This is a genomic window from Pseudolysinimonas kribbensis (genome assembly GCF_039531715.1).
GTDB classification, from domain to species: Bacteria; Actinomycetota; Actinomycetes; order Actinomycetales; family Microbacteriaceae; genus Pseudolysinimonas; species Pseudolysinimonas kribbensis.
The window spans coordinates 1-18,853 of the sequence record NZ_BAAAQO010000001.1; the positions used below are offsets into that span (position 1 = coordinate 1).

At 71.3% G+C, this 18,853-nt stretch carries 19 protein-coding genes, 1 tRNA gene and 1 pseudogene; 11 read left to right on the forward strand and 10 right to left on the reverse strand.

Features of this window, described 5'->3' with window-relative positions; translation table 11 throughout:
- Positions 1-469 precede the first annotated feature (469 nt).
- The 4 genes and pseudogenes from ABD285_RS00005 to ABD285_RS16975 form a co-directional block, all read left to right on the forward strand.
- Positions 470-2,119, forward strand: a complete 1,650-nt coding sequence (locus tag ABD285_RS00005) for a DNA repair helicase XPB (RefSeq protein WP_344199364.1) — start codon at positions 470-472, stop codon at positions 2,117-2,119.
- Positions 2,116-2,844 carry a helix-turn-helix transcriptional regulator gene (locus ABD285_RS00010; protein WP_284254587.1) on the forward strand — a complete coding sequence of 243 codons (729 nt, stop codon included), beginning with the start codon at positions 2,116-2,118 and terminating at the stop codon, positions 2,842-2,844. Before ABD285_RS00005 ends, ABD285_RS00010 begins: the two co-directional genes overlap by 4 nt.
- The gene (locus ABD285_RS00015; RefSeq protein ID WP_344199129.1) at positions 2,837-3,406 is read left to right on the forward strand and encodes a dihydrofolate reductase family protein; all 570 of its coding nucleotides are present in this window, start codon (positions 2,837-2,839) and stop codon (positions 3,404-3,406) included. Before ABD285_RS00010 ends, ABD285_RS00015 begins: the two co-directional genes overlap by 8 nt.
- A 104-nt stretch (positions 3,407-3,510) precedes the next feature.
- A pseudogene (locus tag ABD285_RS16975) lies at positions 3,511-4,140 on the forward strand (2-phosphosulfolactate phosphatase); the annotation flags it as partial.
- Between the two features lie 60 nt (positions 4,141-4,200).
- On the opposite strand, the gene ABD285_RS00020 reads toward ABD285_RS16975, so the two are convergent.
- The 4 genes from ABD285_RS00020 to folE all read right to left on the reverse strand — a co-directional run bounded on the left by ABD285_RS00020 (position 4,201) and on the right by folE (position 7,587).
- Positions 4,201-4,947 carry a pyrimidine reductase family protein gene (locus tag ABD285_RS00020; protein WP_284254585.1) on the reverse strand — a complete coding sequence of 249 codons (747 nt, stop codon included), beginning with the start codon at positions 4,945-4,947 and terminating at the stop codon, positions 4,201-4,203.
- Positions 4,944-5,765 carry a dihydropteroate synthase gene (gene folP, locus ABD285_RS00025; RefSeq protein ID WP_284255706.1) on the reverse strand — a complete coding sequence of 274 codons (822 nt, stop codon included), beginning with the start codon at positions 5,763-5,765 and terminating at the stop codon, positions 4,944-4,946. The genes ABD285_RS00020 and folP overlap by 4 nt, the downstream gene beginning before the upstream one ends.
- A gap of 65 nt (positions 5,766-5,830) precedes the next feature.
- Complete coding sequence (locus ABD285_RS00030; protein WP_284254584.1) at positions 5,831-7,048, reverse strand: NAD(P)/FAD-dependent oxidoreductase; 1,218 nt, start codon at positions 7,046-7,048, stop codon at positions 5,831-5,833.
- Positions 7,045-7,587: a GTP cyclohydrolase I gene (gene folE / locus ABD285_RS00035; protein ID WP_344199134.1), complete on the reverse strand. Its 543-nt coding sequence runs from the start codon at positions 7,585-7,587 to the stop codon at positions 7,045-7,047. Before folE ends, ABD285_RS00030 begins: the two co-directional genes overlap by 4 nt.
- Before the next feature lie 82 nt (positions 7,588-7,669).
- On the opposite strand from folE, the gene ABD285_RS00040 reads away from it, so the two are divergent.
- From ABD285_RS00040 to ABD285_RS00055, 4 genes are all read left to right on the forward strand, one after another.
- The gene (locus ABD285_RS00040) at positions 7,670-8,335 is read left to right on the forward strand and encodes a helix-turn-helix transcriptional regulator (protein ID WP_284254583.1); all 666 of its coding nucleotides are present in this window, start codon (positions 7,670-7,672) and stop codon (positions 8,333-8,335) included.
- Between the two features lie 52 nt (positions 8,336-8,387).
- Complete coding sequence (locus ABD285_RS00045; RefSeq protein ID WP_284254582.1) at positions 8,388-9,080, forward strand: response regulator transcription factor; 693 nt, start codon at positions 8,388-8,390, stop codon at positions 9,078-9,080.
- A gap of 9 nt (positions 9,081-9,089) precedes the next feature.
- On the forward strand, positions 9,090-10,763 hold the full coding sequence (locus ABD285_RS00050) for a sensor histidine kinase (protein ID WP_344199140.1): 1,674 nt from the start codon (positions 9,090-9,092) through the stop codon (positions 10,761-10,763).
- 207 nt (positions 10,764-10,970) lie between these two features.
- Positions 10,971-11,261: a WXG100 family type VII secretion target gene (locus ABD285_RS00055; protein WP_284254581.1), complete on the forward strand. Its 291-nt coding sequence runs from the start codon at positions 10,971-10,973 to the stop codon at positions 11,259-11,261.
- An 88-nt stretch (positions 11,262-11,349) separates the two neighbouring features.
- Here the strand turns inward: ABD285_RS00055 and groL are convergent, their stop codons facing one another.
- The 3 genes from groL to ABD285_RS00070 form a co-directional block, all read right to left on the reverse strand.
- A complete protein-coding gene (groL, locus tag ABD285_RS00060; RefSeq protein ID WP_344199143.1) occupies positions 11,350-12,981 on the reverse strand; it encodes a chaperonin GroEL in 1,632 nt (543 codons plus the stop codon).
- Positions 12,982-13,125: 144 nt separating this feature from the next.
- Entirely contained in the window at positions 13,126-13,698 is a 573-nt protein-coding gene (locus ABD285_RS00065) for a LytR C-terminal domain-containing protein (protein ID WP_344199146.1), read from the reverse strand.
- A 4-nt stretch (positions 13,699-13,702) separates the two neighbouring features.
- Positions 13,703-14,011, reverse strand: coding sequence for a DUF3263 domain-containing protein (locus tag ABD285_RS00070; protein ID WP_284254578.1), 309 nt, complete (start codon positions 14,009-14,011; stop codon positions 13,703-13,705).
- A gap of 108 nt (positions 14,012-14,119) precedes the next feature.
- On the opposite strand from ABD285_RS00070, the gene msrB reads away from it, so the two are divergent.
- Both msrB and ABD285_RS00080 read left to right on the forward strand, forming a co-directional pair.
- Positions 14,120-14,554, forward strand: coding sequence for a peptide-methionine (R)-S-oxide reductase MsrB (gene msrB, locus ABD285_RS00075; RefSeq protein WP_284254577.1), 435 nt, complete (start codon positions 14,120-14,122; stop codon positions 14,552-14,554).
- Positions 14,551-15,102 carry a nitroreductase family protein gene (locus ABD285_RS00080; RefSeq protein WP_344199150.1) on the forward strand — a complete coding sequence of 184 codons (552 nt, stop codon included), beginning with the start codon at positions 14,551-14,553 and terminating at the stop codon, positions 15,100-15,102. The genes msrB and ABD285_RS00080 overlap by 4 nt, the downstream gene beginning before the upstream one ends.
- Positions 15,103-15,330: 228 nt before the next feature.
- Here the strand turns inward: ABD285_RS00080 and ABD285_RS00085 are convergent.
- Together ABD285_RS00085 and ABD285_RS00090 are read right to left on the reverse strand one after the other, a co-directional pair.
- A tRNA-Thr gene (locus tag ABD285_RS00085) sits at positions 15,331-15,404 on the reverse strand.
- Between the two features lie 14 nt (positions 15,405-15,418).
- A complete protein-coding gene (locus ABD285_RS00090; RefSeq protein WP_344199153.1) occupies positions 15,419-16,339 on the reverse strand; it encodes a DsbA family protein in 921 nt (306 codons plus the stop codon).
- 213 nt (positions 16,340-16,552) lie between these two features.
- Between ABD285_RS00090 and ABD285_RS00095 the strand changes: the two genes are divergently transcribed.
- Positions 16,553-17,659, forward strand: coding sequence for an ABC transporter ATP-binding protein (locus ABD285_RS00095; protein ID WP_344199156.1), 1,107 nt, complete (start codon positions 16,553-16,555; stop codon positions 17,657-17,659).
- Positions 17,660-17,721: 62 nt separating this feature from the next.
- On the opposite strand, the gene ABD285_RS00100 is transcribed toward ABD285_RS00095, so the two are convergent.
- Positions 17,722-18,846, reverse strand: a complete 1,125-nt coding sequence (locus ABD285_RS00100; RefSeq protein WP_284254573.1) for a RidA family protein — start codon at positions 18,844-18,846, stop codon at positions 17,722-17,724.
- Positions 18,847-18,853 lie beyond the last annotated feature (7 nt).

Sequence of the window (18,853 nt, forward strand, 5' to 3'; positions counted from 1 at the left end):
AGCCCGGAGGTCCTCCCGTTTCACAAGACCCGCAACGGCACCAAAGTCATGGCCCGGTACATCTAGAGGCCTGCTTTCCCCGGTCCACTTAGAACCGTCCCAATGCAGTTCCTGATCTGGATCGGTCGGGTGCGGGAACCATCCCTCGGGCATCGTCACTCCGAGAACCTCGCAGATACTGGTCGATCCTCACAATCCCTCAACATGGGTACGCCGTGCTTCGCTCTCTCCCGAGAGCGCGGCATGGTTTCGATCCGGCTGCGGCGCACCACTCACCATTGCCGATCGTTACAACTTCGTGCGCCCTCCATGCCGGGCGTCGTATGTGCGCCGCCGTGCGGCCACGCGGCCCGCTCAGGCCGCGACCATGGGACCGACGGTCGAGACGGCCGTCGTCGCGGAGACGGCCGGAAGCGGCCTTCGCTCCAAGTTCCAGCGCGCGCGGCTAGGCTGGGTCGCTATGTCTGCGATCGGTCAAGGTCCGCTCATCGTGCAGAGCGATCGGACCGTGCTGCTCGAGGTCGGCAGCCCGCAGGCCGACGAGGCCCGTCACGAGCTCGCCGTGTTCGCCGAGCTGGAGCGGGCTCCCGAGTTCGTGCACACGTACCGGATCACCCGGCTGGGCCTCTGGAACGCGCGCGCCGCGGGGCACACCGCCGAGCAGATGCTCGCGACCCTCGAGAGGTACGCGAAGTTCCCGGTGCCGCAGACCGTCACGCTCGACATCGAGGAGACGGTCGGCCGGTACGGGCGGCTGGTCATCTCGCGCGACGCCGAGGGCGGGCTCATCATTACGGCGACCGATCCGGCGGTGCTCGCCGAGATCACCCGCAGCAGCAAGGTCGGGCCGTTCCTCGGCATCCGGCGCAGCTCCACCGAGTGGACCGTGCAGCCGTGGGCGCGCGGGCAGATCAAGCAGGAGCTGCTGAAGCTCGGCTGGCCCGCCGAGGACCTCGCCGGCTACACCCCCGGCACGCCGCACGACATCGAGCTCGACACCACCAGCGGCTGGCACGTGCGGCCCTATCAGCAGCAGGCGATCGACTCGTTCTTCGAGGGCGGGTCGGGCGTCGTCGTGCTGCCGCCCGGCGCGGGCAAGACGATCGTCGGGGCCGGGGCGATGGCCGCCGCCGACACGACGACGCTCATCCTGGTCACGAACACCGTGAGCGCCCGGCAGTGGCGCAGCGAGCTGCTGCGCAAGACCTCGCTGACCGAGCAGGAGATCGGCGAGTACTCCGGCGAGGTCAAGGAGGTCAGACCGGTCACGATCGCGACGTACCAGATCCTGACCGCCAAGCGGAAGGGCGAGTTCGCCCACCTGGCGCTGCTCGACGCCAAGGACTGGGGCCTCGTGATCTACGACGAGGTGCACCTGCTGCCGGCACCGGTCTTCAAGCTCACCGCCGACCTGCAGGCGCGGCGCCGGCTGGGACTGACGGCGACGCTCGTGCGCGAGGACGGCCGCGAGAACGACGTGTTCTCGCTCATCGGTCCCAAGCGCTTCGATGCCCCGTGGCGCGAGATCGAGGCGCAGGGCTACATCGCGCCGGCGACCTGCTACGAGGTACGCATCGACCTCCCGCAGGACGAGCGGCTCGAGTACGCCGCCGCCTCCGACGACGAGCGCTACCGGCTCGCCGCGACCGCGCCGGCGAAGCTCGCCGTCGCGAAAGAGCTCGTGACCAAGCACGCGGGCGAGCTGATCCTCGTGATCGGCACCTACCTCGACCAGATCGACGAGCTCGCCACGACGCTCGGCGCCCCGCAGCTCACCGGATCGACGCCGACCGCCGAGCGGGAGCGGCTGTACGAGGAGTTCCGCACCGGCCGCACCAAGGTGCTGGTCGTGTCGAAGGTCGCGAACTTCTCGATCGACCTACCGGAGGCGACCGTCGCGATCCAGGTGTCGGGCTCGTTCGGCTCGCGACAGGAGGAGGCGCAGCGGCTCGGCCGGCTGCTGCGTCCGAAGGCGAGCGGCATCCCGGCGAGCTTCTACACGCTCGTCGCGCGCGACACCGTCGACCAGGATTTCGCGCAGAACCGCCAGCGCTTCCTCGCCGAGCAGGGCTACGCCTACACGATCCTCAACGCCGACGAGCTGAGCGAGGCCGCGTGAGCGGTGAGGGCCTCGCGTTCGAGCACCGGCCCTCCGATTCACCGTTCGTGGAGAGGGTCTGGCGCAGCCGGAGCCGGGCGACGACGACGATGATCTCGGTCGCGCGTGCGCACTGGGACTTCGTCTTCTGGGAGGGCCCGGACGGCGTCCACGCCGGCATCCAGGGACCCGAGTCGAGAGCATCGCGCGCGCCGGTGCCCCCGGACTCCGAGTTCGTCGGGATCCGGCTGGCGCTGGGCGCCCGGGTACGCGGACTGTCCATGCCCTCCCTCGTCGACGGCTTCCTGGAGCTCCCCGTCGAGGGCCGCTGGTTCCGCCTCGGGGCCGACCGGGTTCGCCTGCCGGAGTTCGCCGCGGCCGAGGAGTTCGTGGCTCACCTGGTACGGAAGGAGGCTCTCGTCGTCACCGATGTCGCGGACGCCTCGGTGCCGGAGCGGACCCGTCAGCGCCGCTATCTCGCCACCATCGGCCTGCCGCAGCGCACGGTGCAGCAGATCGAACGCGCCAACGTCGCGGCCATCCGGCTCCGAGACGGCGACGGGCTGCCGTCGGCGGTGGCGCACGAGTCGGGGTACTTCGATCAGCCGCACCTCGCCCGGTCGCTGCGCCGATTCATCGGGCCGTCGGCGACCGAGCTCGCGGGAGGCGCGGAGCGGCACGAGCCGCTGTCGTTGTTGTACAAGACGGGTCCCCGGGACGATCGATACCGTCCCGGGCATGACTGATCCCCGAACCGGCACCACCTCCCGACGGGTCGTGCTGTACACGCTGATGTCCCTGGACGGATTCGCCGACGATCCCGGCGAAGGCGAGTGGTTCCGCGACAGCGGCGAGAAGCTGACCGGATTCCTCGCCGAGACGATCGCCACGCAGGATGCGGTGCTGCTCGGGCGACGCACCTACGAGAAGTGGGCACCGTACTGGCCGACGGCGCAGACGCAGCCGTTCGCCGACTTCATCAACACGACGCGGAAGTACGTCTTCACCTCCTCTCCGCTGCAGCTCGGCTGGGCCGAGTCGACGCCCGTGGCCGAGGACGCGGCGTCGTTCACGGCCGACCTCAAGCGGCAGCCCGGCGGTGACATCGGCATCCACGGCAGCCTGTCGCTCGCGCGCGACCTGCTCGCCGCGGAACTCGTCGACGAACTGCGGATCGTGCTCGCGCCCAGCCTGGCGGGTGCCGGCACGGCTCTGTTCGGAGACGACGGTCACGTGCAGCGGCTCGACCTCGTCGACGCCGAGCGATCCGGGGGCTGCCTGCTCCTGCAGTACCGACGCTCCGCGTGAGCCGCGCTGCGTCGGACGGCCCGACGCGGCAACATGGCTGCGTGACTCTCTCCCAGGCGCCGGCGACGGTGCAGCTCGAGTGGGGCGAGACCGGCGCGCTCGCGGTGCTCGCCGAGGGCGCCGGTCCCGCCACCGCGATCGTCATCGACGTGCTCTCCTTCACCACCGTCGTCACGGTGGCGGGCGAGCGCGGCAGCGCCGTGGTGCCGGTCGCGTCGCGCGATCCCGCCGCTGCAGAGGAGACCGCGGCGCGGCTCGGCGCCGTGCTCGCCGGACTGCGCGGCGACGGCCGGGTCAGCCTGTCGCCCGCGTCGCTCCTGCGCTTCGACGGCGGCACGGTCGTCGTGCCCGCCGAGAACGGTGCCACGATCTGCGAGGCCCTCGTCGCCGCGAGCGCCACCGTGATCGCCGGGTGCCTCCGCAACGCGAGCGCCGTGGCGGAGGAGGTCGAGATCGCCGGGCGCGTGCTGCTCGTCCCGGCGGGCGAGCTCTGGCCGGGCGGTACGCTGCGCCCGGCCCTCGAGGATCTCCTCGGAGCCGGCGCGATCGCGGCGCGACTGCGGGCGCGCGGATGCGGGCTCTCCCCCGAAGCGGCGGCCGCCGCCGACCTGTGGGAGGCGACGCCGGACCCCGCGGCCGCGATCCACGCGTCGGCGAGCGGTCGCGACCTCGCGGCCCGCGGATTCTCGGAGGACCTCGAGCTGGCGACCGCGATGGACGTCACGACGGTCGTCCCCCGGGTGGATGCCGACGGCGCCTTCCGCACGGGGCGCACGCGCGGCACGCCGCGACGGCTAGGTGACGCGAAGGTAGCGCAGCAGGAGCTCGTCGTCACCCGATCGCAGGATGCCCGCCAGCCTCATCCCGAGCGGCTCGGCGGGCGCACTGGTCGCGATGCGTCCCGCGCGGCCGGCCTCGAGCCGAGGCGCCAGCGTCAGACAGAGTTCGTTCAGCACGCCGGCCGCGACGAACGAGCCGAAGAGCGTCGGGCCACCCTCCGCGTGCACCTTGCGCAACCCCAGCGACTCGAGATCGGTGAGGACCCGCCTCGGATCGAGCACGTCGTCGCCGGCGTCCCGGACATCGGCGACCTCGGCGAGCGCCGCGCGACGATCGGCCGGCGCCGTCGAGAGCGTGAACACGACGGGACGCACCGACGCCTCGGTGAACACCGCCGAGGCGGGGTCGAGGTCGAGCCGGCCCGAGACGATGGCCATCGTCGGCTGCGGCGCGATGCCGCGCGCCCGCCGCCACGCGGCCACCTCGTCGTCGAACCGCATCGCGCCATAGCCCTCGGCACGGATCGTCCCGGCGCCCACCAGCACGACGTCGGCCCAGCGCCGCATCAGCTCGAACACCCGGCGGTCGCCGTCACCTCCCAGGCCGCCGGAGCGGCCCTCGTGCGTCGCGGCGCCGTCGAGGCTCTCGACGAAGTTGAAACGGGTCCAGGAGCTCGAGCGCGGGGTGTACTCGGCGAGGATCCGTTCGTCGTCGAGGTCGGCGGCAGGGTCGGGCCACAGCCGGTCGATGCGTGCGTTCATACGTTGTGGGTGGGGTGGGTGTTGTGCTCGAGTCTGGCAGGGGCGCGCAATCCGAGCACGGCCTCCGTCATGCGCACGGCGTCGACCGTGGACTCGACGTCGTGCATCCGCACGATCCGCGCGCCGCGCTCGATGCAGCACACCATCGCGGCGAGCGACCCGGCCAGCCGGGCCCCCTGCTCCCGGTCGGTCGACTCGCCGACGAAGTCCTTGTTCGAGACGGCCACGAGCAGGGGCAGCCCGATGTCGGCGATCTCATCCAGCCGGCGGGTGAGCTCGAGCGAGTGCAGCGTGTTCTTGTCCAGGTCGTGCCCGGGGTCGATGATGAGGCGCCCGCGCGGGATGCCGGCGGCCTTCGCGCGCTCCACCCGCTCCACGAGGAACGCACGCACCTCGCGCACGACGTCGTCGAAGTGCGCCGGCGGCTTCTCGACCCGCGGCGGTCCGACGCTGTGGGTGATGACGATGTGCGCGTCCGACGTGGCCACGACGCCCGCCATGTCGGGGTCGCCCAGGCCGCTGGTGTCGTTGATGACGGCGGCGCCAGCGTCGATCGCCGCGCGCGCGACCTCGGCGCGGTTGGTGTCCACCGAGATGACGACGTCGCTCGCCGCGGCGATCGCGTTCACGACGGGCACGACCCGGTCGATCTCCTCCGCGGGCGACACGGCCGGCCCGCGCCCGAACGGAACGCCCCCGATGTCGACCCAGTCTGCTCCGAGTTCGGCGGCGCGCAGCGACGCCTCGACCGCCCGGTCGAGGGCGAACGTGGCGCCGCGATCGGAGAACGAGTCCGGCGTGCGGTTCACGACGGCCATGACGGCCACGCGCCGGTCGAAGTCGAAGTCGCGGCGTCCCACTCTCCGGACGGCCTGTCGGTGGATCACGTCAGCGACGACAGCTCGACCGACGGGTCGGCGAGCTGCGCGGCCGTCACCGACACCTTGTCGCGGATGAGCCGCTGGATCTCCTCGTTGACGTCCCAGATGTTCACGTTCATGCCCGCGACGACCCGGCCGTCGGCGACCCAGAACGCGATGAGTTCGCGCGCGGCGCGGTCGCCGCGGATCACCACCTCCGCGTCGCGGGTGAGCGGCGGGTAGCCCGAGTACTCCATGCCGAGGTCGTACTGGTCGGTGTAGAAGTACGGGATGTCGTCGAGCACGGCGTCCTGCCCCGCCATCGAGCGCCCGGCCACCTTGCCGCTCGCGATGGCATTCGCCCAGTGCTCGTTGCGCATCCGCGCGCCGAGCACCGGGTGCATCGCGTTCGCGACGTCGCCCGCCGCGTAGATGCCCGGCCGGCTGGTCTGCAGATGCTCGTCGACCAGGATGCCGTTGTCGATGTCGAGCCCCGCGGCCTCCGCGAGCTCCGTCGACGGCGCGACGCCGACCCCGACGATCACGACGTCGGCCGGCAGCACGCCCGCCTCGGTCGCGACGCCGGTCACGTGCCCGTCGGCGGCCTCGAACCCCTGCACGCCCGTGCCGAGGTGGAAGGTGACGCCGTTGGTCTCGTGCAGCTCGCGGAACATCGTGCCGAGCTCGGTGCCCAGCGGTCCCGCCAGCGGCACCTGCTCCGGCGCGACGACGGTCACGTCCTGCCCCGCCCCGCGGGCGGCGGCGGCGAGCTCGAGGCCGATCCAGCCGGAGCCCACCACCACGACGTGGTGCCCCGGCTCGGCGAGCACGGCCTTGAGCGCCTCGCTGTCGTCGAGGGTGCGCAGATAGTGGATGCCGTCCGCATCCGACCCGGGCAGGTGCAGCCGCCGCGGCACGGCGCCGGTCGCGATGAGCAGGCGGTCGAACGGCACCTCCTCGCCGCCGGCGAGCACGACGCGGCCGTCGTCGATGCGGTCGACGTGCGCACCGAGCGAGACCTCGACATCCTGATCGCGGTACCACTGCGCCGGATGCACGAAGACGCTGTCGCGGTCGTCCTGCCCGGTCAGATACGCCTTCGACAGCGGCGGTCGGATGTAGGGATGGTGCTGCTCGCCGGCGAGCAGCCGGACCGAGCCGGTGAAGCCGGCGGTGCGCAGCTCCTCCGCGGCGGTCGCGGCGGCGAGGCCGCCTCCGATGATGACGATGCTCTCGGTCATGACGGGTTCTCCTCGAAGGTGGTCAGCTCGCCCCGGAAGGCGCGGGTCGTGGTGCGGGTGGCAGGGGTGCCGATCCCGCGGAGCGACATGCACAGGTGCTCGGCCTCGATGACGACACCGGCGCCGCGCGGCTGCAGCTCCCGCTCGAGCCAGTCCACGATCTGGGCGGTGAGCCGCTCCTGCATCTGCAGACCGTGTGCGAAGTGCTCGACGACCCTGGCCAGCGTCGAGAGGCCGACGATCCGCTCCCCCGGGAGGTAGCCGACGTGTGCGACGCCGCGGAAGGGGAAGAGGTGGTGCTCGCAGAGGGCCTGGAACGGGATGTCGCGCACCAGCACGAGATCGTGGAAGTCCTCGCTGGGCAGGTATCCGATCTCGGGCAGCGGCGGCCGGTCGACCAGCTCGGCCAGCGCCGTCGCGAAGCGCTGCGGCGTCTGGCGCAGCCGCTCGCTTGTGACGTCGAGCCCGAGCGCGTCGAGCAATGCGGCGGCGGCGGCCGTCGCTCGGGCGGACGCGTCGTCGCGGGGTGATTCGGCCATCGGTGCGGGTCCCTCCATCGCGACGCTATGACGTCGAAATTCTTTTGTCAAGGTTAGCTGCATTTAGAATAGGATGCCATCCGTGAACCGGGACCAGGAGCTCGCGGCAGTCGCCGCAATCCGCGATCCGACCCGTCGTGCACTCTACGAACTCACCCTGACGAGCACGCAGCCGGTGACCCGCGACCACGCCGCGGCGACGCTGGGGATGCCGCGCAGCACGGCCGCCCTGCACCTCGACCAGCTCGTGGCGAGCGGTCTGCTCGTGGTCGAGAACCGCCGGCTCAGCGGACGCACCGGACCGGGCGCCGGGCGGCCGGCGAAGGTCTACTCGCGCGCGCCGGTCGAGATCGCGGTGACGCTGCCCGCGCGACGCTACGACCTCATGGCCGACGTGTTCGCCTCGGCGCTCGACGACCTCGGGTCGGGCGAGGCCGATCACGCCGGCGAGGCCGCCGTGGCCGCGGCGGTCCACCGCGTCGCGGGAGACGCGGGTGCGCAGGCCCGGCTCGCCGCCGGATCGCTCGACGAGATGCTCGTCGAGACCGGCTACGAGCCGCGGCGGCAGCCCGACGGGATCGCGCTCGACAACTGCCCGTTCCATCGCCTCGCGGGCGGCCACACGGAGCTCGTGTGCGCCGCGAACCTCGCTTTCCTGCGTGGCGCCGCCGACGCCGACGGCGCCGGGGCGACCGCCGAGGCGCAGCCGTTCCCCGCCCACGGATGCTGCGTCCGCATCGTCCGCTGAGCGGCGTCTGCACGTTCAGGAATCATCCAGCGCACTCACGGATACTCATCGCATGAGCGACGGACCCAAGATCCTCATCGTCGATGACGAGCCCAACATCCGCGACCTGCTGACCACGAGTCTGCGCTTCGCCGGCTTCGCCGTGCGCGCCGTCGGCAACGGCGCCCAGGCCATCTCGGCGGTCCTCGAGGAGGAGCCCGACCTCATCATCCTCGACGTCATGCTCCCCGACATGAACGGGTTCGGCGTGACCAAGCGGCTGCGGGCATCCGGCTACACGGCGCCGATCCTGTTCCTCACCGCCAAGGACGACACCGAGGACAAGATCACCGGCCTCACCGTCGGCGGCGACGACTACGTGACCAAGCCGTTCTCGCTCGACGAGATCGTCGCGCGCATCAAGGCGATCCTGCGCCGCACGATGCACGACGAGGAGGACGCGATCATCCGGGCCGGCGACCTCACCATGGACCAGGACACCCACGAGGTCTCGGTCGGCGACCAGCAGGTCGAGCTCTCCCCCACCGAGTTCAAGCTGCTGCGCTACCTCATGCTCAACCCGAACCGCGTGCTGTCGAAGGCGCAGATCCTCGACCACGTCTGGGAGTACGACTTCAACGGCGACGCCGGCATCGTCGAGAGCTACATCTCGTACCTGCGCCGCAAGCTCGACCAGCACTCGAGCGAGCCGATGATCCAGACCAAGCGCGGCTTCGGGTACATGCTCAAGACCGCCCGCGCGTAGAGTCCGGCGGTGGCCACAGCGCACGCCGCATTCGACCGGTGGTGGAACGGGATCTCGCTCCGCGCGAAGATCACCGCCGTCACCGTCCTGCTGCTGACCTTCGGGCTGGCCGTCGCCGGCGCCGGCACGACGACCGTGCTGCGCAGCTACCTGCTCGACGTGCAGGACCAGAAGGTCGCCCAGATCGCGGCGGGGCTGGCCGACGGCACCAATCTCGAATGCTCCCTCGATTACGGCACGAGCGGTTTCCTCGAGGCGATCGTCACCTCCGGGGGCGAGCAGTTCTGCAGCAATCTGCCGTCATCCGAGGAGCAGCCCGACCTGCACGGGCTCGACATCCACCGCGTCGCCGCGCTCAACCACGGTGCGACGACCGTGCCGGGCACGCACGGCAGCAGCTGGCGCGTCGTCGCGATCCCGGTGCAGACCCAGGATCACGTCGTCTACTCCGTCGTGCTCGGCGTCAACCTCGCGGCGACGGATCAGACGATCGCGCGGTTCATCCTGATCTTCTTCGGGTTCGCGCTCGCGGTCGTGGTGTTCGGCGCGGCGACGACGCAGCTGCTCGTGACCTCCACCTTCGCGCCGCTGCGCGACGTCGAGAAGACGGCGGCCCGCTTCGCCGCCGGCGACTACAGCCAGCGCCTCGGCGGCGCGACGCCCAACACCGAGGTCGGCCGGCTCAACCGATCCCTCAACGCGATGCTCGCGCGCATCGACCGCGCCTTCGCCGACCGCGAGCGCACCGTGCAGCAGATGCGCCGCTTCGTCGGCGACGCCTCGCACGAGCTGCGCACGCCCCTGGTCTCGCTGCGCGGCTACGCCGAGCTGTACCGGATGGGCGCGATCCAGAAGCCCGAGGACGTCGCCCAGGCGATGGACCGCATCGAGCGCGAGGCGATCCGCATGAGCGGACTCGTCGAGGACCTGCTCGAACTCGCCCGGCTCGACGAGGCACGGCCGCTCGCACTCGCGCCCCTGGACCTGCTGCCGATCGCCCAGGATGCCGCCCTCGATGCGTCGGCGTCGTCGCCCGACCGGCGCATCACCGTCGTCCTCCCGCAAGCCGAGGAGCTGACGCCGACCGACGAGTCACGCGACGACGTCGTGCCGGCCCAGGCCGTCGGGGGCGGTCGCGTGCGGAGCGCCACGGTGGCCACGGTCACCGGTTCGATCCGTCTGGCCGACGCCGTGGCACGGCGGCTACGCCGACGCGGGCGGTCGGGCGACACCCCCGCGGATGCCGATACGGTGCCGCCGGCGCCGCCCCTGCCCGAGATCGGGCCGGTCGTTCTCGCGGACGAGAACAAGGTGCGCCAGGTCGTCACCAACCTCATGGGCAATGCGATGCGGTTCACCCCCTCTGACAGCCCGATCCAGCTGGCGGTGGGAGTGGACCGCGCGGGCGGGTACGGACAGATCGCCGTCGTCGACCACGGCGAGGGCATCCCGCCGCAGCTGCGCGAGAAGATCTTCCAGCGGTTCTGGCGCGCCGACACCTCCCGCACCCGCGACACCGGCGGCAGCGGGCTCGGCCTGGCCATCGTCGCGGGCATCGTGCAGAACCACGGGGGCGTCGTCGAGGTGCTGGAGACGCCCGGAGGCGGATCGACCTTCCGGGTCTCGCTCCCGCTGTACCGGCCGGAGACGCCGGCCGCGACCCCCGCCGACGCGGCGGTCTGACGCCCGCCGGCCCGACCGCGCAGGCTTCGACCCGCGCAGGCTTCGACCGCCTGCGTTCGCATCACATGGGCGCACTCGAACGCGCCGGATTGATGCGAACGTGGGCGCTCGGCGAGCCGCTCCTCCCCAGCACCCCACCGCGGGCGTCGTCCCGGGATGGGCGCATCACGATCCCGCGACGGATGCGCCGTCCCTAGCGTGATCGGCATGACGCGATACCAGGTGGACAGTGAGGCGGTCGCCGCGGCGACCGCGCGGGCGCAGGCGGCGATGGGTCGCATCCAGGGCGAGGTGGCCGGGCTGAACGCCCAGCTCGTCGACCTGCAGTCGTCGTGGACCGGATCGGCCGCCTCGGCCTTCCAGGGCGTCGTGGCCGACTGGCGGGCGACGCAGGCACGGGTCGAGGAGAGTCTCGGGCATATCAACACGGCGCTCGGCCGCGCGGCGCAGCTCTACGCCGACGCCGAGGTGCAGAACACCGCGCTCTTCGCGCGGTAGGTCATCGACGCGGAACGCAGCGGGCAGAACGCCGAACGGGCGGCCCTCGAAAAGAGGAACCGCCCGTTCGGCGTTGCTGCGGGTCGGACTAGAAGTCCATGCCGCCCGTCGGGTCGCCACCGGCCTGGGCCGAGACCTTCTCGGGCTTGTCGGCGACGACGGCCTCGGTGGTGAGGAACAGGCCCGCGATCGACGCCGCGTTCAGCAGCGCGGAGCGGGTGACCTTCACCGGGTCGTTGATGCCGGCGGCCAGCATGTCGACGTACTCGCCGGTGGCCGCGTTGAGGCCGTGGCCGACCTCGAGGTTGCGCACCTTGTCGACGACGACGCCGGGCTCGAGACCGGCGTTCAGCGCGATCTGCTTGAGCGGCGCGTCGATGGCCACCCTGACGATGTTCGCGCCGGTCGCCTCGTCGCCCTTCAGGCCCTTGACGGCCTTCGAGTCGAACGCGGTCTTGCCGGCCTGGATGAGGGCCACGCCACCACCGGCGACGATGCCCTCCTCGACGGCGGCCTTCGCGTTGCGCACGGCGTCCTCGATGCGGTGCTTGCGCTCCTTGAGCTCGACCTCGGTGGCCGCGCCCGCCTTGATGACGGCGACGCCACCGGCGAGCTTGGCGAGGCGCTCCTGCAGCTTCTCGCGGTCGTAGTCGGAGTCGGTGTTCTCGATCTCCTGACGGATCTGCTTGACGCGGCCGGCGATCGCGTCGGCCTCGCCTGCGCCCTCGACGATCGTGGTCTCGTCCTTGGTGACGATGACCTTGCGCGCCTGGCCGAGCAGGTCGAGGGTCGCGTTCTCGAGCTTGAGACCGACCTCCTCGCTGATGACCTGGCCGCCGGTCAGGATCGCGATGTCCTGCAGCTGCGCCTTGCGGCGGTCGCCGAAGCCGGGGGCCTTGACGGCGACCGACTTGAAGATGCCGCGGATCTTGTTCACGACCAGGGTCGCGAGCGCCTCACCGTCGACGTCCTCGGCGATGATCAGCAGCTGCTTGCCCGCCTGGATCACCTTGTCGACGACCGGGAGCAGGTCCTTGATGTTCGAGATCTTCGAGTTGACGATCAGGATGTACGGGTCCTCGAACACGGCCTCCTGGCGGTCGGGGTCCGTGACGAAGTACTGCGACAGGTAGCCCTTGTCGAAGCGCATTCCCTCGGTCAGCTCGAGCGTGGTGCCGAAGGTGTTCGACTCCTCGACGGTGACGACGCCCTCCTTGCCCACCTTGTCGATGGCCTCGGCGATGAGCTCGCCGATCTCGGGGTCGGCGGCGGAGATGCTCGCGGTGGCGGCGATCTCCTCCTTGGTCTCGATCTCCTTGGCCGAGGCGACGAGCGACTCGACGACCGCGTTGGTCGCCTTCTCGATGCCGCGCTTCAGGCTGATCGGGTCCGCGCCGGCCGCGACGTTGCGCAGGCCCTCGCGCACGAGCGCCTGGGCGAGCACGACCGAGGTGGTGGTGCCGTCACCCGCGACGTCGTCGGTCTTCTTGGCGACCTCCTTGACGAGCTCCGCGCCGATCTTCTCGTACGGGTCGTCGAGTTCGATCTCCTTGGCGATGGAGACGCCGTCGTTGGTGATCGTGGGGGCGCCCCACTTCTTCTCCAGAACGACGTTGCGGCCCCGGGGACCGAGGGTCACGCGGACGGCGTCGGCCAGGATGTTGAGGCCGCGCTCGAGGCCGCGGCGGGCCTCTTCGTCGAAAGCGATGATCTTTGCCATAAGTGTGTGTCGTCCCTCCCGGACGTGGTTCCATGCACTGGATTTGGCACTCGAAACCAGCGAGTGCCAAAAGTCATTCTGGCACTCGGACATGGCGAGTGCAAGGCGAGGCGGATGCCCTCGGCGAACAGCGGCGCGGGAACCTCAGCCCTTGTAGTCCGAGCCCAGCACGACGGTGACCTTCGCGCCGGGGAACGCGTCGCTCAACTGCACCTGGCTCGTGCCGAGCGCCTTGGCGACACCGCGCGAGATGCCTTCGTACTGCGCGTCGGAGTAATACACGACCGTCGTCTTGATGCTCTCGCTCGACGCGTCGGCGAGCGTCGGCACCGGCCATCCCGCGGCCTTGATCGCGGCACCCGCCTTGTCGTCGAGCTGCGCGTCGGGCGTGCCGTTGAGCACCGAGATCGTGAGGGCGGCTGCGACATCGCTCGGCACATCGCTCGGCTCGGCGACCGGCGCCTCGGTCGGCGTGGCCGAGGCGCTCGCCGACGGGCTTCCCCCGTTGCCACCGACCAGCGGCAGGCTCGGCAGCTCGAACGACGGGTCGATCCGAGAGAGCACGAACAGCCCGACGATCACGAGCACCCCCGTGGCCAGCGCCGCCCAGGCGAACGCGATCCAGCCCCGGCCTCGGCGAGCGGGCGCACGATGCGCGCCGACCCGGCCGTCGCCGTCCGGCACATCGTCGAACTGGTCTCGGGGAAAGCTGGCCATCTGCCTAGGTGGTGTCCTCGCGGTGGTCGACACGGAAGGTCCGCGCGGCTCGAGCCCTGACCCGGGTGTCGCGCAGCCGCTGCAGGCGGCGGACGAGGATCGGGTCACGGCGCAGCGCCACCGGTGAGTCCAGCAGCGCGTCGAGCACCTGATAGTAGCGGGCGGCGCTGAGGCCGAACTCCTCGCGGATCGCCGCCTCCTTCGCGCCGAGGCGACCGCTCCAGCGCGCCTCGAAGTCGAGCATCCGGAGCCCCCGCTCGTCGAGACCCTGCTCGTCACCCTGCACGGGCGCGCGCTGCGGTTCGGCGGGCATGGCGCGATGCTAGGCCGGGGCAGCGCTGCGCAGCCGCAGCCTCGCCGGGTGGGAACGATTCGACCGCAGGAGCGGTTGAATGAAGACGACGCACGAATGGAGGGCCGCATGGCCATCGACGACACGACCACCACCGGGCATCAGGTCGAGAAGACCGACGCCGAGTGGCGCGAACAGCTCGATCCGGAGCGCTACGAGGTGCTCCGGCACGCCGCGACGGAGCGCGCATGGACCGGCGAGCTGCTCGACGAGCACCGAGCCGGCCTCTACACCTGCGCCGCCTGCGGGGCGGAACTGTTCAAGAGCGGCACCAAGTTCGACTCCGGCTGCGGCTGGCCGAGCTTCTACGACTCGGTGAACCCGGATGCCGTGGAGCTGCTCGAGGACCGCTCGCTCGGCGTCGTGCGCACCGAGGTGCGCTGCGCGACGTGCGGATCCCACCTGGGTCACGTCTTCGACGACGGATTCGGCACGCCGACGGGCCTGCGCTACTGCATGAACTCCCTGGCGCTCGGCTTCGCCGCGGACGAGCCCACCGCGTGAGCACGGGGCCGGTCGCCGAGGCCCTGCGCCGGAGACGGTCGCAGTCCAAGGTCAGCGACGCGGCGCCCACCTCGCGCGCTCTCCTGCCCCTGATCGAGGCGGCCGGCTCCGTGGCCGACCACTCGGGCCTGCGCCCCTGGCGGATCATCGCGCTGCGCGGCCACGCCCGGGATCGGCTCGGCGCGGCCATGGCCGAGGCGGCCGGCCTCGAGGGACATGCCGCCGAGAAGCTCGCCGCCAAGCCGCTGCGCGCGCCTCTGCTGCTCGCGATCGTCGTGAGCCCGCGGCCGAGCATCAAGGTGCCCGAGTGGGAGCAGGAGGCCGTCGCCGCCGGCGTGGCCCACGCACTGAGCCTCGTGCTCGACGAGGCCGGCTGGGGGGTCATGTGGCGCACCGGACTGCAGACCCGCAGCGAGCCGGTGGCCCGGATGCACGAACTCGCACCCGGGGAACGACTGCTGGGCTGGCTCTACGTCGGCGGACGCGACCGCGACAAGCGCGGGCGGCGCAAGCCGATCCACGCGAAGACGATGCTCACGACCCTCTGACCCTCGCGCGGGCCCGGCGCCCGCGCGCGGCCGGCGGAGCGGGCGCGCCGCAGGAGCGGCGGCGCGCAAGGCTAACCCAGCGAAGCCGGGCGCTCGCGCGCGGCCGGCGGAGCGGGCGCGCCGCAGGAGCGGCGGCGCGCAAGGCTAACCCAGCGAAGCCGGGCGCTCGCACGCGGCCGGCGGAGCGGGCGCGCCGCAGGAGCGGCGGCCCGCGCAAGGCTAACGGAGAGCCTCCTGTCGGATTCGAACCGACGACCTGCCGCTTACAAGGCGGCTGCTCTGGCCAGCTGAGCTAAGGAGGCGGGGCGGCGTCAGCCTACGGCGTCGGCGAGCTCGAGGCCCCGGCGCTGCCCGACGGGCTCGGCGTCGGGGTCGGCGACGGGCTGAACTCGTCGCCCGCGACCTCCTGCATGAACGCGGTGAAGTCCTGCGCGTCGAGGTTGCGGCCGTAGACGAACTGCTTGCCGTTGACCAGGATCGTCGGCGTCTGCTTGATCGAGGGCAGGTTCACCCCGGGCAGCGGACCGCTCAACGCCCGGGTGGTGGCGGACTGGACCCACGACCGGAAGCGGACGTTCTGCACGCACGTGCGCACCTCGGAGAGGTGATCGACCCCCGCCTGGTCCGCGCGTTTCAGCAGCTGGGCCGTCGTGAGCCCGGGACTGCTCTCCTTGGGTTGACGCCGGAAGAGCGCGACATTGAAGTCGAAGAAGTGGTCGGGGGAGAGCTCGGCCACGCACGCCGCTGCGTTCGCCGCCCGCAGCGAGTACTGGGTCCCATCCGACTTGGACGTCAGGATCGCGATCGGGTGGATCTCGACGGTCGCCGCCCCGGACTTCGTGAACGCCCGCAGCCGGGTGTCGTTGGTGCGCATGAACGCGCCGCAGTCCTGACAGAGGTAGTCGACGTAGATCTTGATGTCGAGCACCGTGCGGGGGTTCTTCTTGGAGGCGACCGGCTGCTCGCCGGGCTGGAGCGCCGCGGTCGGCTCCGCCTTCAGGCCCGCGCCGATCTTGACGCCGTCGCTGATCATGTTGAGCGGACCGCGGGCGGTGGGCCGGCTCAGCGAGACCAGCACGGTGGCCACGATCGCGAGGATGAGCACCGTGCCGAGCACGATGCTGCCGGTCACGATCAGCCGCCGCCGGCGATCCTGCTTGCGGTGCTGCTCCCGCAGCGCTCGCGCCCGCTCACGCGCCGCCTGGCGCGCGTCGGACGGGGCCGCGGGGTCACTCATCGATTCTCGTTCTGACTGCGTTTCGGGTTCGGGTCGGGCCCTGCGGTGGGAGGCCGCGACGATGCTAGGTGCCGAGCCTGGGAGCCTACCCGACCATGAGGGTCCGAACGACCTGTGGCATGATGACCCGGTGGCCGTCGGCGACGTCGGCCGCGCTTCCATTCACTACGGATCGTCCGGCACGTACCTGCCGGTGAAGGAGAACACACCCCCATGTCATCTGTCACATTCGACAAGGCGACGCGCATCTACCCCGGCACCAGCCGTCCGGCCGTCGACAAGATCGACCTCGAGGTCGCCGACGGCGAGTTCCTCGTCCTCGTCGGGCCCTCCGGCTGCGGCAAGTCGACCACGCTGCGCATGCTCGCCGGCCTCGAAGAGGTCAACGAGGGCCGCATCCTGATCGGCGACCGCGACGTCACCGACGTGCCGCCGAAGGATCGCGACATCGCGATGGTCTTCCAGAACTACGCGCTCTACCCGCACATGACCGTCGCCGAGAACATGGGCTTCGCGCTCAAGATCGCGGGCATCGGCAAGGAGGAGCGGGCCCAGCGCGTGCAGGAGGCCGCCAAGCTCCTGGACCTCGAGCAGTACCTCGGCCGCAAGCCGAAGGCCCTCTCCGGTGGTCAGCGTCAGCGCGTCGCCATGGGCCGCGCCATCGTCCGTCAGCCCCAGGTCTTCCTCATGGACGAGCCGCTGTCGAACCTCGACGCGAAGCTGCGCGTGCAGACCCGCACCCAGATCGCGTCGCTGCAGCGTCGCCTCGGCGTCACGACCGTCTACGTCACGCACGACCAGACCGAGGCCCTCACCATGGGCGACCGCATCGCGGTGCTCAAGGACGGCGTGCTGCAGCAGGTCGGCACCCCCCGCGACCTGTACGAGAACCCGACCAACGTCTTCGTGGCCGGCTTCATCGGCAGCCCGGCGATGAACCTCTTCACCGCGGACGTCGTCGACGGCGGCATCCAGTTCGGCACCGCGGTCGCCGGGGTCGAGCGCGAGGTGCTCGGCAAGGCGAACGGCTCGAAGGTCACCATCGGCGTGCGCCCCGAGGACGTCACGATCAAGACCTCGGGCGAGGGCCTGAGGGTCGACGTCGACGTCGTCGAGGAGCTCGGCGCGGACGGTTACCTCTACGGTCACGCCGACGTCGACGGCAACCGCGTCGACATCGTCGCGCGCGTCGACGGCCGCAACCACCCGAACGCGGGCGACACGGTCTACCTCACCCCGGTGCCGCAGCACGTGCACGCGTTCGACGCCGAGTCGGGCGAGCGCCTGTCGAAGCCGGTCGCGGCGAGCACGGCCGCGTAAGCAGCGTCACCACGACCGCCGAGAGGCCCCCGGAGCATCCCGGGGGCCTCTCGCACGTCGGGTCACCCCGCGGCGACGACCTCCACCTGTACGCGCGCGCCGGCGACCGGCAGGTTGTCGACCTGCACGATGGTGAGAGCCGGCCTCCACGTTCCGCAGCGGGCAGCGAGCGCGGCCGCCACGTGTGCGGCGTCGCGGATGTCGGTGACCTCCACGAGCGCCTTCGTCACGGCACGCCACTCCAGCCCGCGCTCCGCGAGCAGGGCGGCGATCCCGTCGAGCGTCTGATCGGTCTGCGGCGCGATGCCCGCCGCGTTCGGCCCGGGCGTCGCCGTGACGGCGGGCAGGAACACGACCGGCGCTCCCGCGCTCGTCAGGACCGCAGGCGGAGCGCCGGCGCCGCCGGCCGCCCTCGCTGGAGAACCGCCGGCGGCGTTCCCCGGCGAACCCGCGACGATCTCGAGCTCGAGCCTCGCGCCGGCCGCGCTGAGCGCGTTGATCCCGACGAAGCCGAGGGGCGGCGGGTCGTCGCCGAAGCGCGCGGCGACGGCAGCGCGCACGACGTCGAGGTCGCGCAGATCCGTCAGGAAGAGGTCACCGCGCCGGACATCCGACCACCCGAGCCCGACGAACGCCAGGACCTCGTCGAAGGTCGCGAGCACGCGCCTGGTCTGCTCGACGATGTCGTCCGGCAGCACGCACTCCTCCGGGATGTGGGGGTGCATGTGGTACAGCGGGATCGCCGTCGCCCCCGACATCCAGAACACGCTGTCGGCCGGATCCGCGTCATGCGGCGCTCGGGCCGCGATGACGTCGAGCTCGAACCGCGCACCCGGCTTCACGAGCGCGTCGACCCCGATGAGGGTGTTGGCGGGCTTCCACGACGGGTCGTCGAAGAATTCGGCCATGGTCACGTGCACCGCCACGGTGTCGCGCATGTCGGTCAGGAACTCGTACACGTGGATGACGTCGCTCCAGCCGAGGCCGTTCGCGGCGAGCACGGCCGTGTGCCGGCGCATCACCCGGCGCACCTGCTCGACGATGTCGTCCGGGTACTCCTCGTCGTCGGCCGCGACCGCTCCGGAGAGGAACAGGTGCTCGGCGGAGCCGGGAACCCGGACGGACGGAGCGTACGGGAGCATGTGGGCCTTGCCCGGGTCGAGCTCGATCACCTCGAGTGCGGACATGCTGTTC

Coding starts and splice junctions, on each gene's coding strand:
- ABD285_RS00070 (WP_284254578.1), bottom strand. CDS start 14,011: ATGCCCGCCGAACCGCAGCGCGCGCCCGTGCAGGGTGACGAGCAGGGT.
- groL (WP_344199143.1), bottom strand. CDS start 12,981: ATGGCAAAGATCATCGCTTTCGACGAAGAGGCCCGCCGCGGCCTCGAG.
- ABD285_RS00030 (WP_284254584.1), bottom strand. CDS start 7,048: ATGACCGAGAGCATCGTCATCATCGGAGGCGGCCTCGCCGCCGCGACC.
- ABD285_RS00015 (WP_344199129.1), top strand. CDS start 2,837: ATGACTGATCCCCGAACCGGCACCACCTCCCGACGGGTCGTGCTGTAC.
- ABD285_RS00020 (WP_284254585.1), bottom strand. CDS start 4,947: ATGAACGCACGCATCGACCGGCTGTGGCCCGACCCTGCCGCCGACCTC.
- ABD285_RS00045 (WP_284254582.1), top strand. CDS start 8,388: ATGAGCGACGGACCCAAGATCCTCATCGTCGATGACGAGCCCAACATC.
- folP (WP_284255706.1), bottom strand. CDS start 5,765: ATGGCCGTCGTGAACCGCACGCCGGACTCGTTCTCCGATCGCGGCGCC.
- ABD285_RS00055 (WP_284254581.1), top strand. CDS start 10,971: ATGACGCGATACCAGGTGGACAGTGAGGCGGTCGCCGCGGCGACCGCG.
- ABD285_RS00090 (WP_344199153.1), bottom strand. CDS start 16,339: ATGAGTGACCCCGCGGCCCCGTCCGACGCGCGCCAGGCGGCGCGTGAG.
- ABD285_RS00095 (WP_344199156.1), top strand. CDS start 16,553: ATGTCATCTGTCACATTCGACAAGGCGACGCGCATCTACCCCGGCACC.
- msrB (WP_284254577.1), top strand. CDS start 14,120: ATGGCCATCGACGACACGACCACCACCGGGCATCAGGTCGAGAAGACC.
- ABD285_RS00065 (WP_344199146.1), bottom strand. CDS start 13,698: ATGGCCAGCTTTCCCCGAGACCAGTTCGACGATGTGCCGGACGGCGAC.
- ABD285_RS00100 (WP_284254573.1), bottom strand. CDS start 18,846: ATGTCCGCACTCGAGGTGATCGAGCTCGACCCGGGCAAGGCCCACATG.
- folE (WP_344199134.1), bottom strand. CDS start 7,587: ATGGCCGAATCACCCCGCGACGACGCGTCCGCCCGAGCGACGGCCGCC.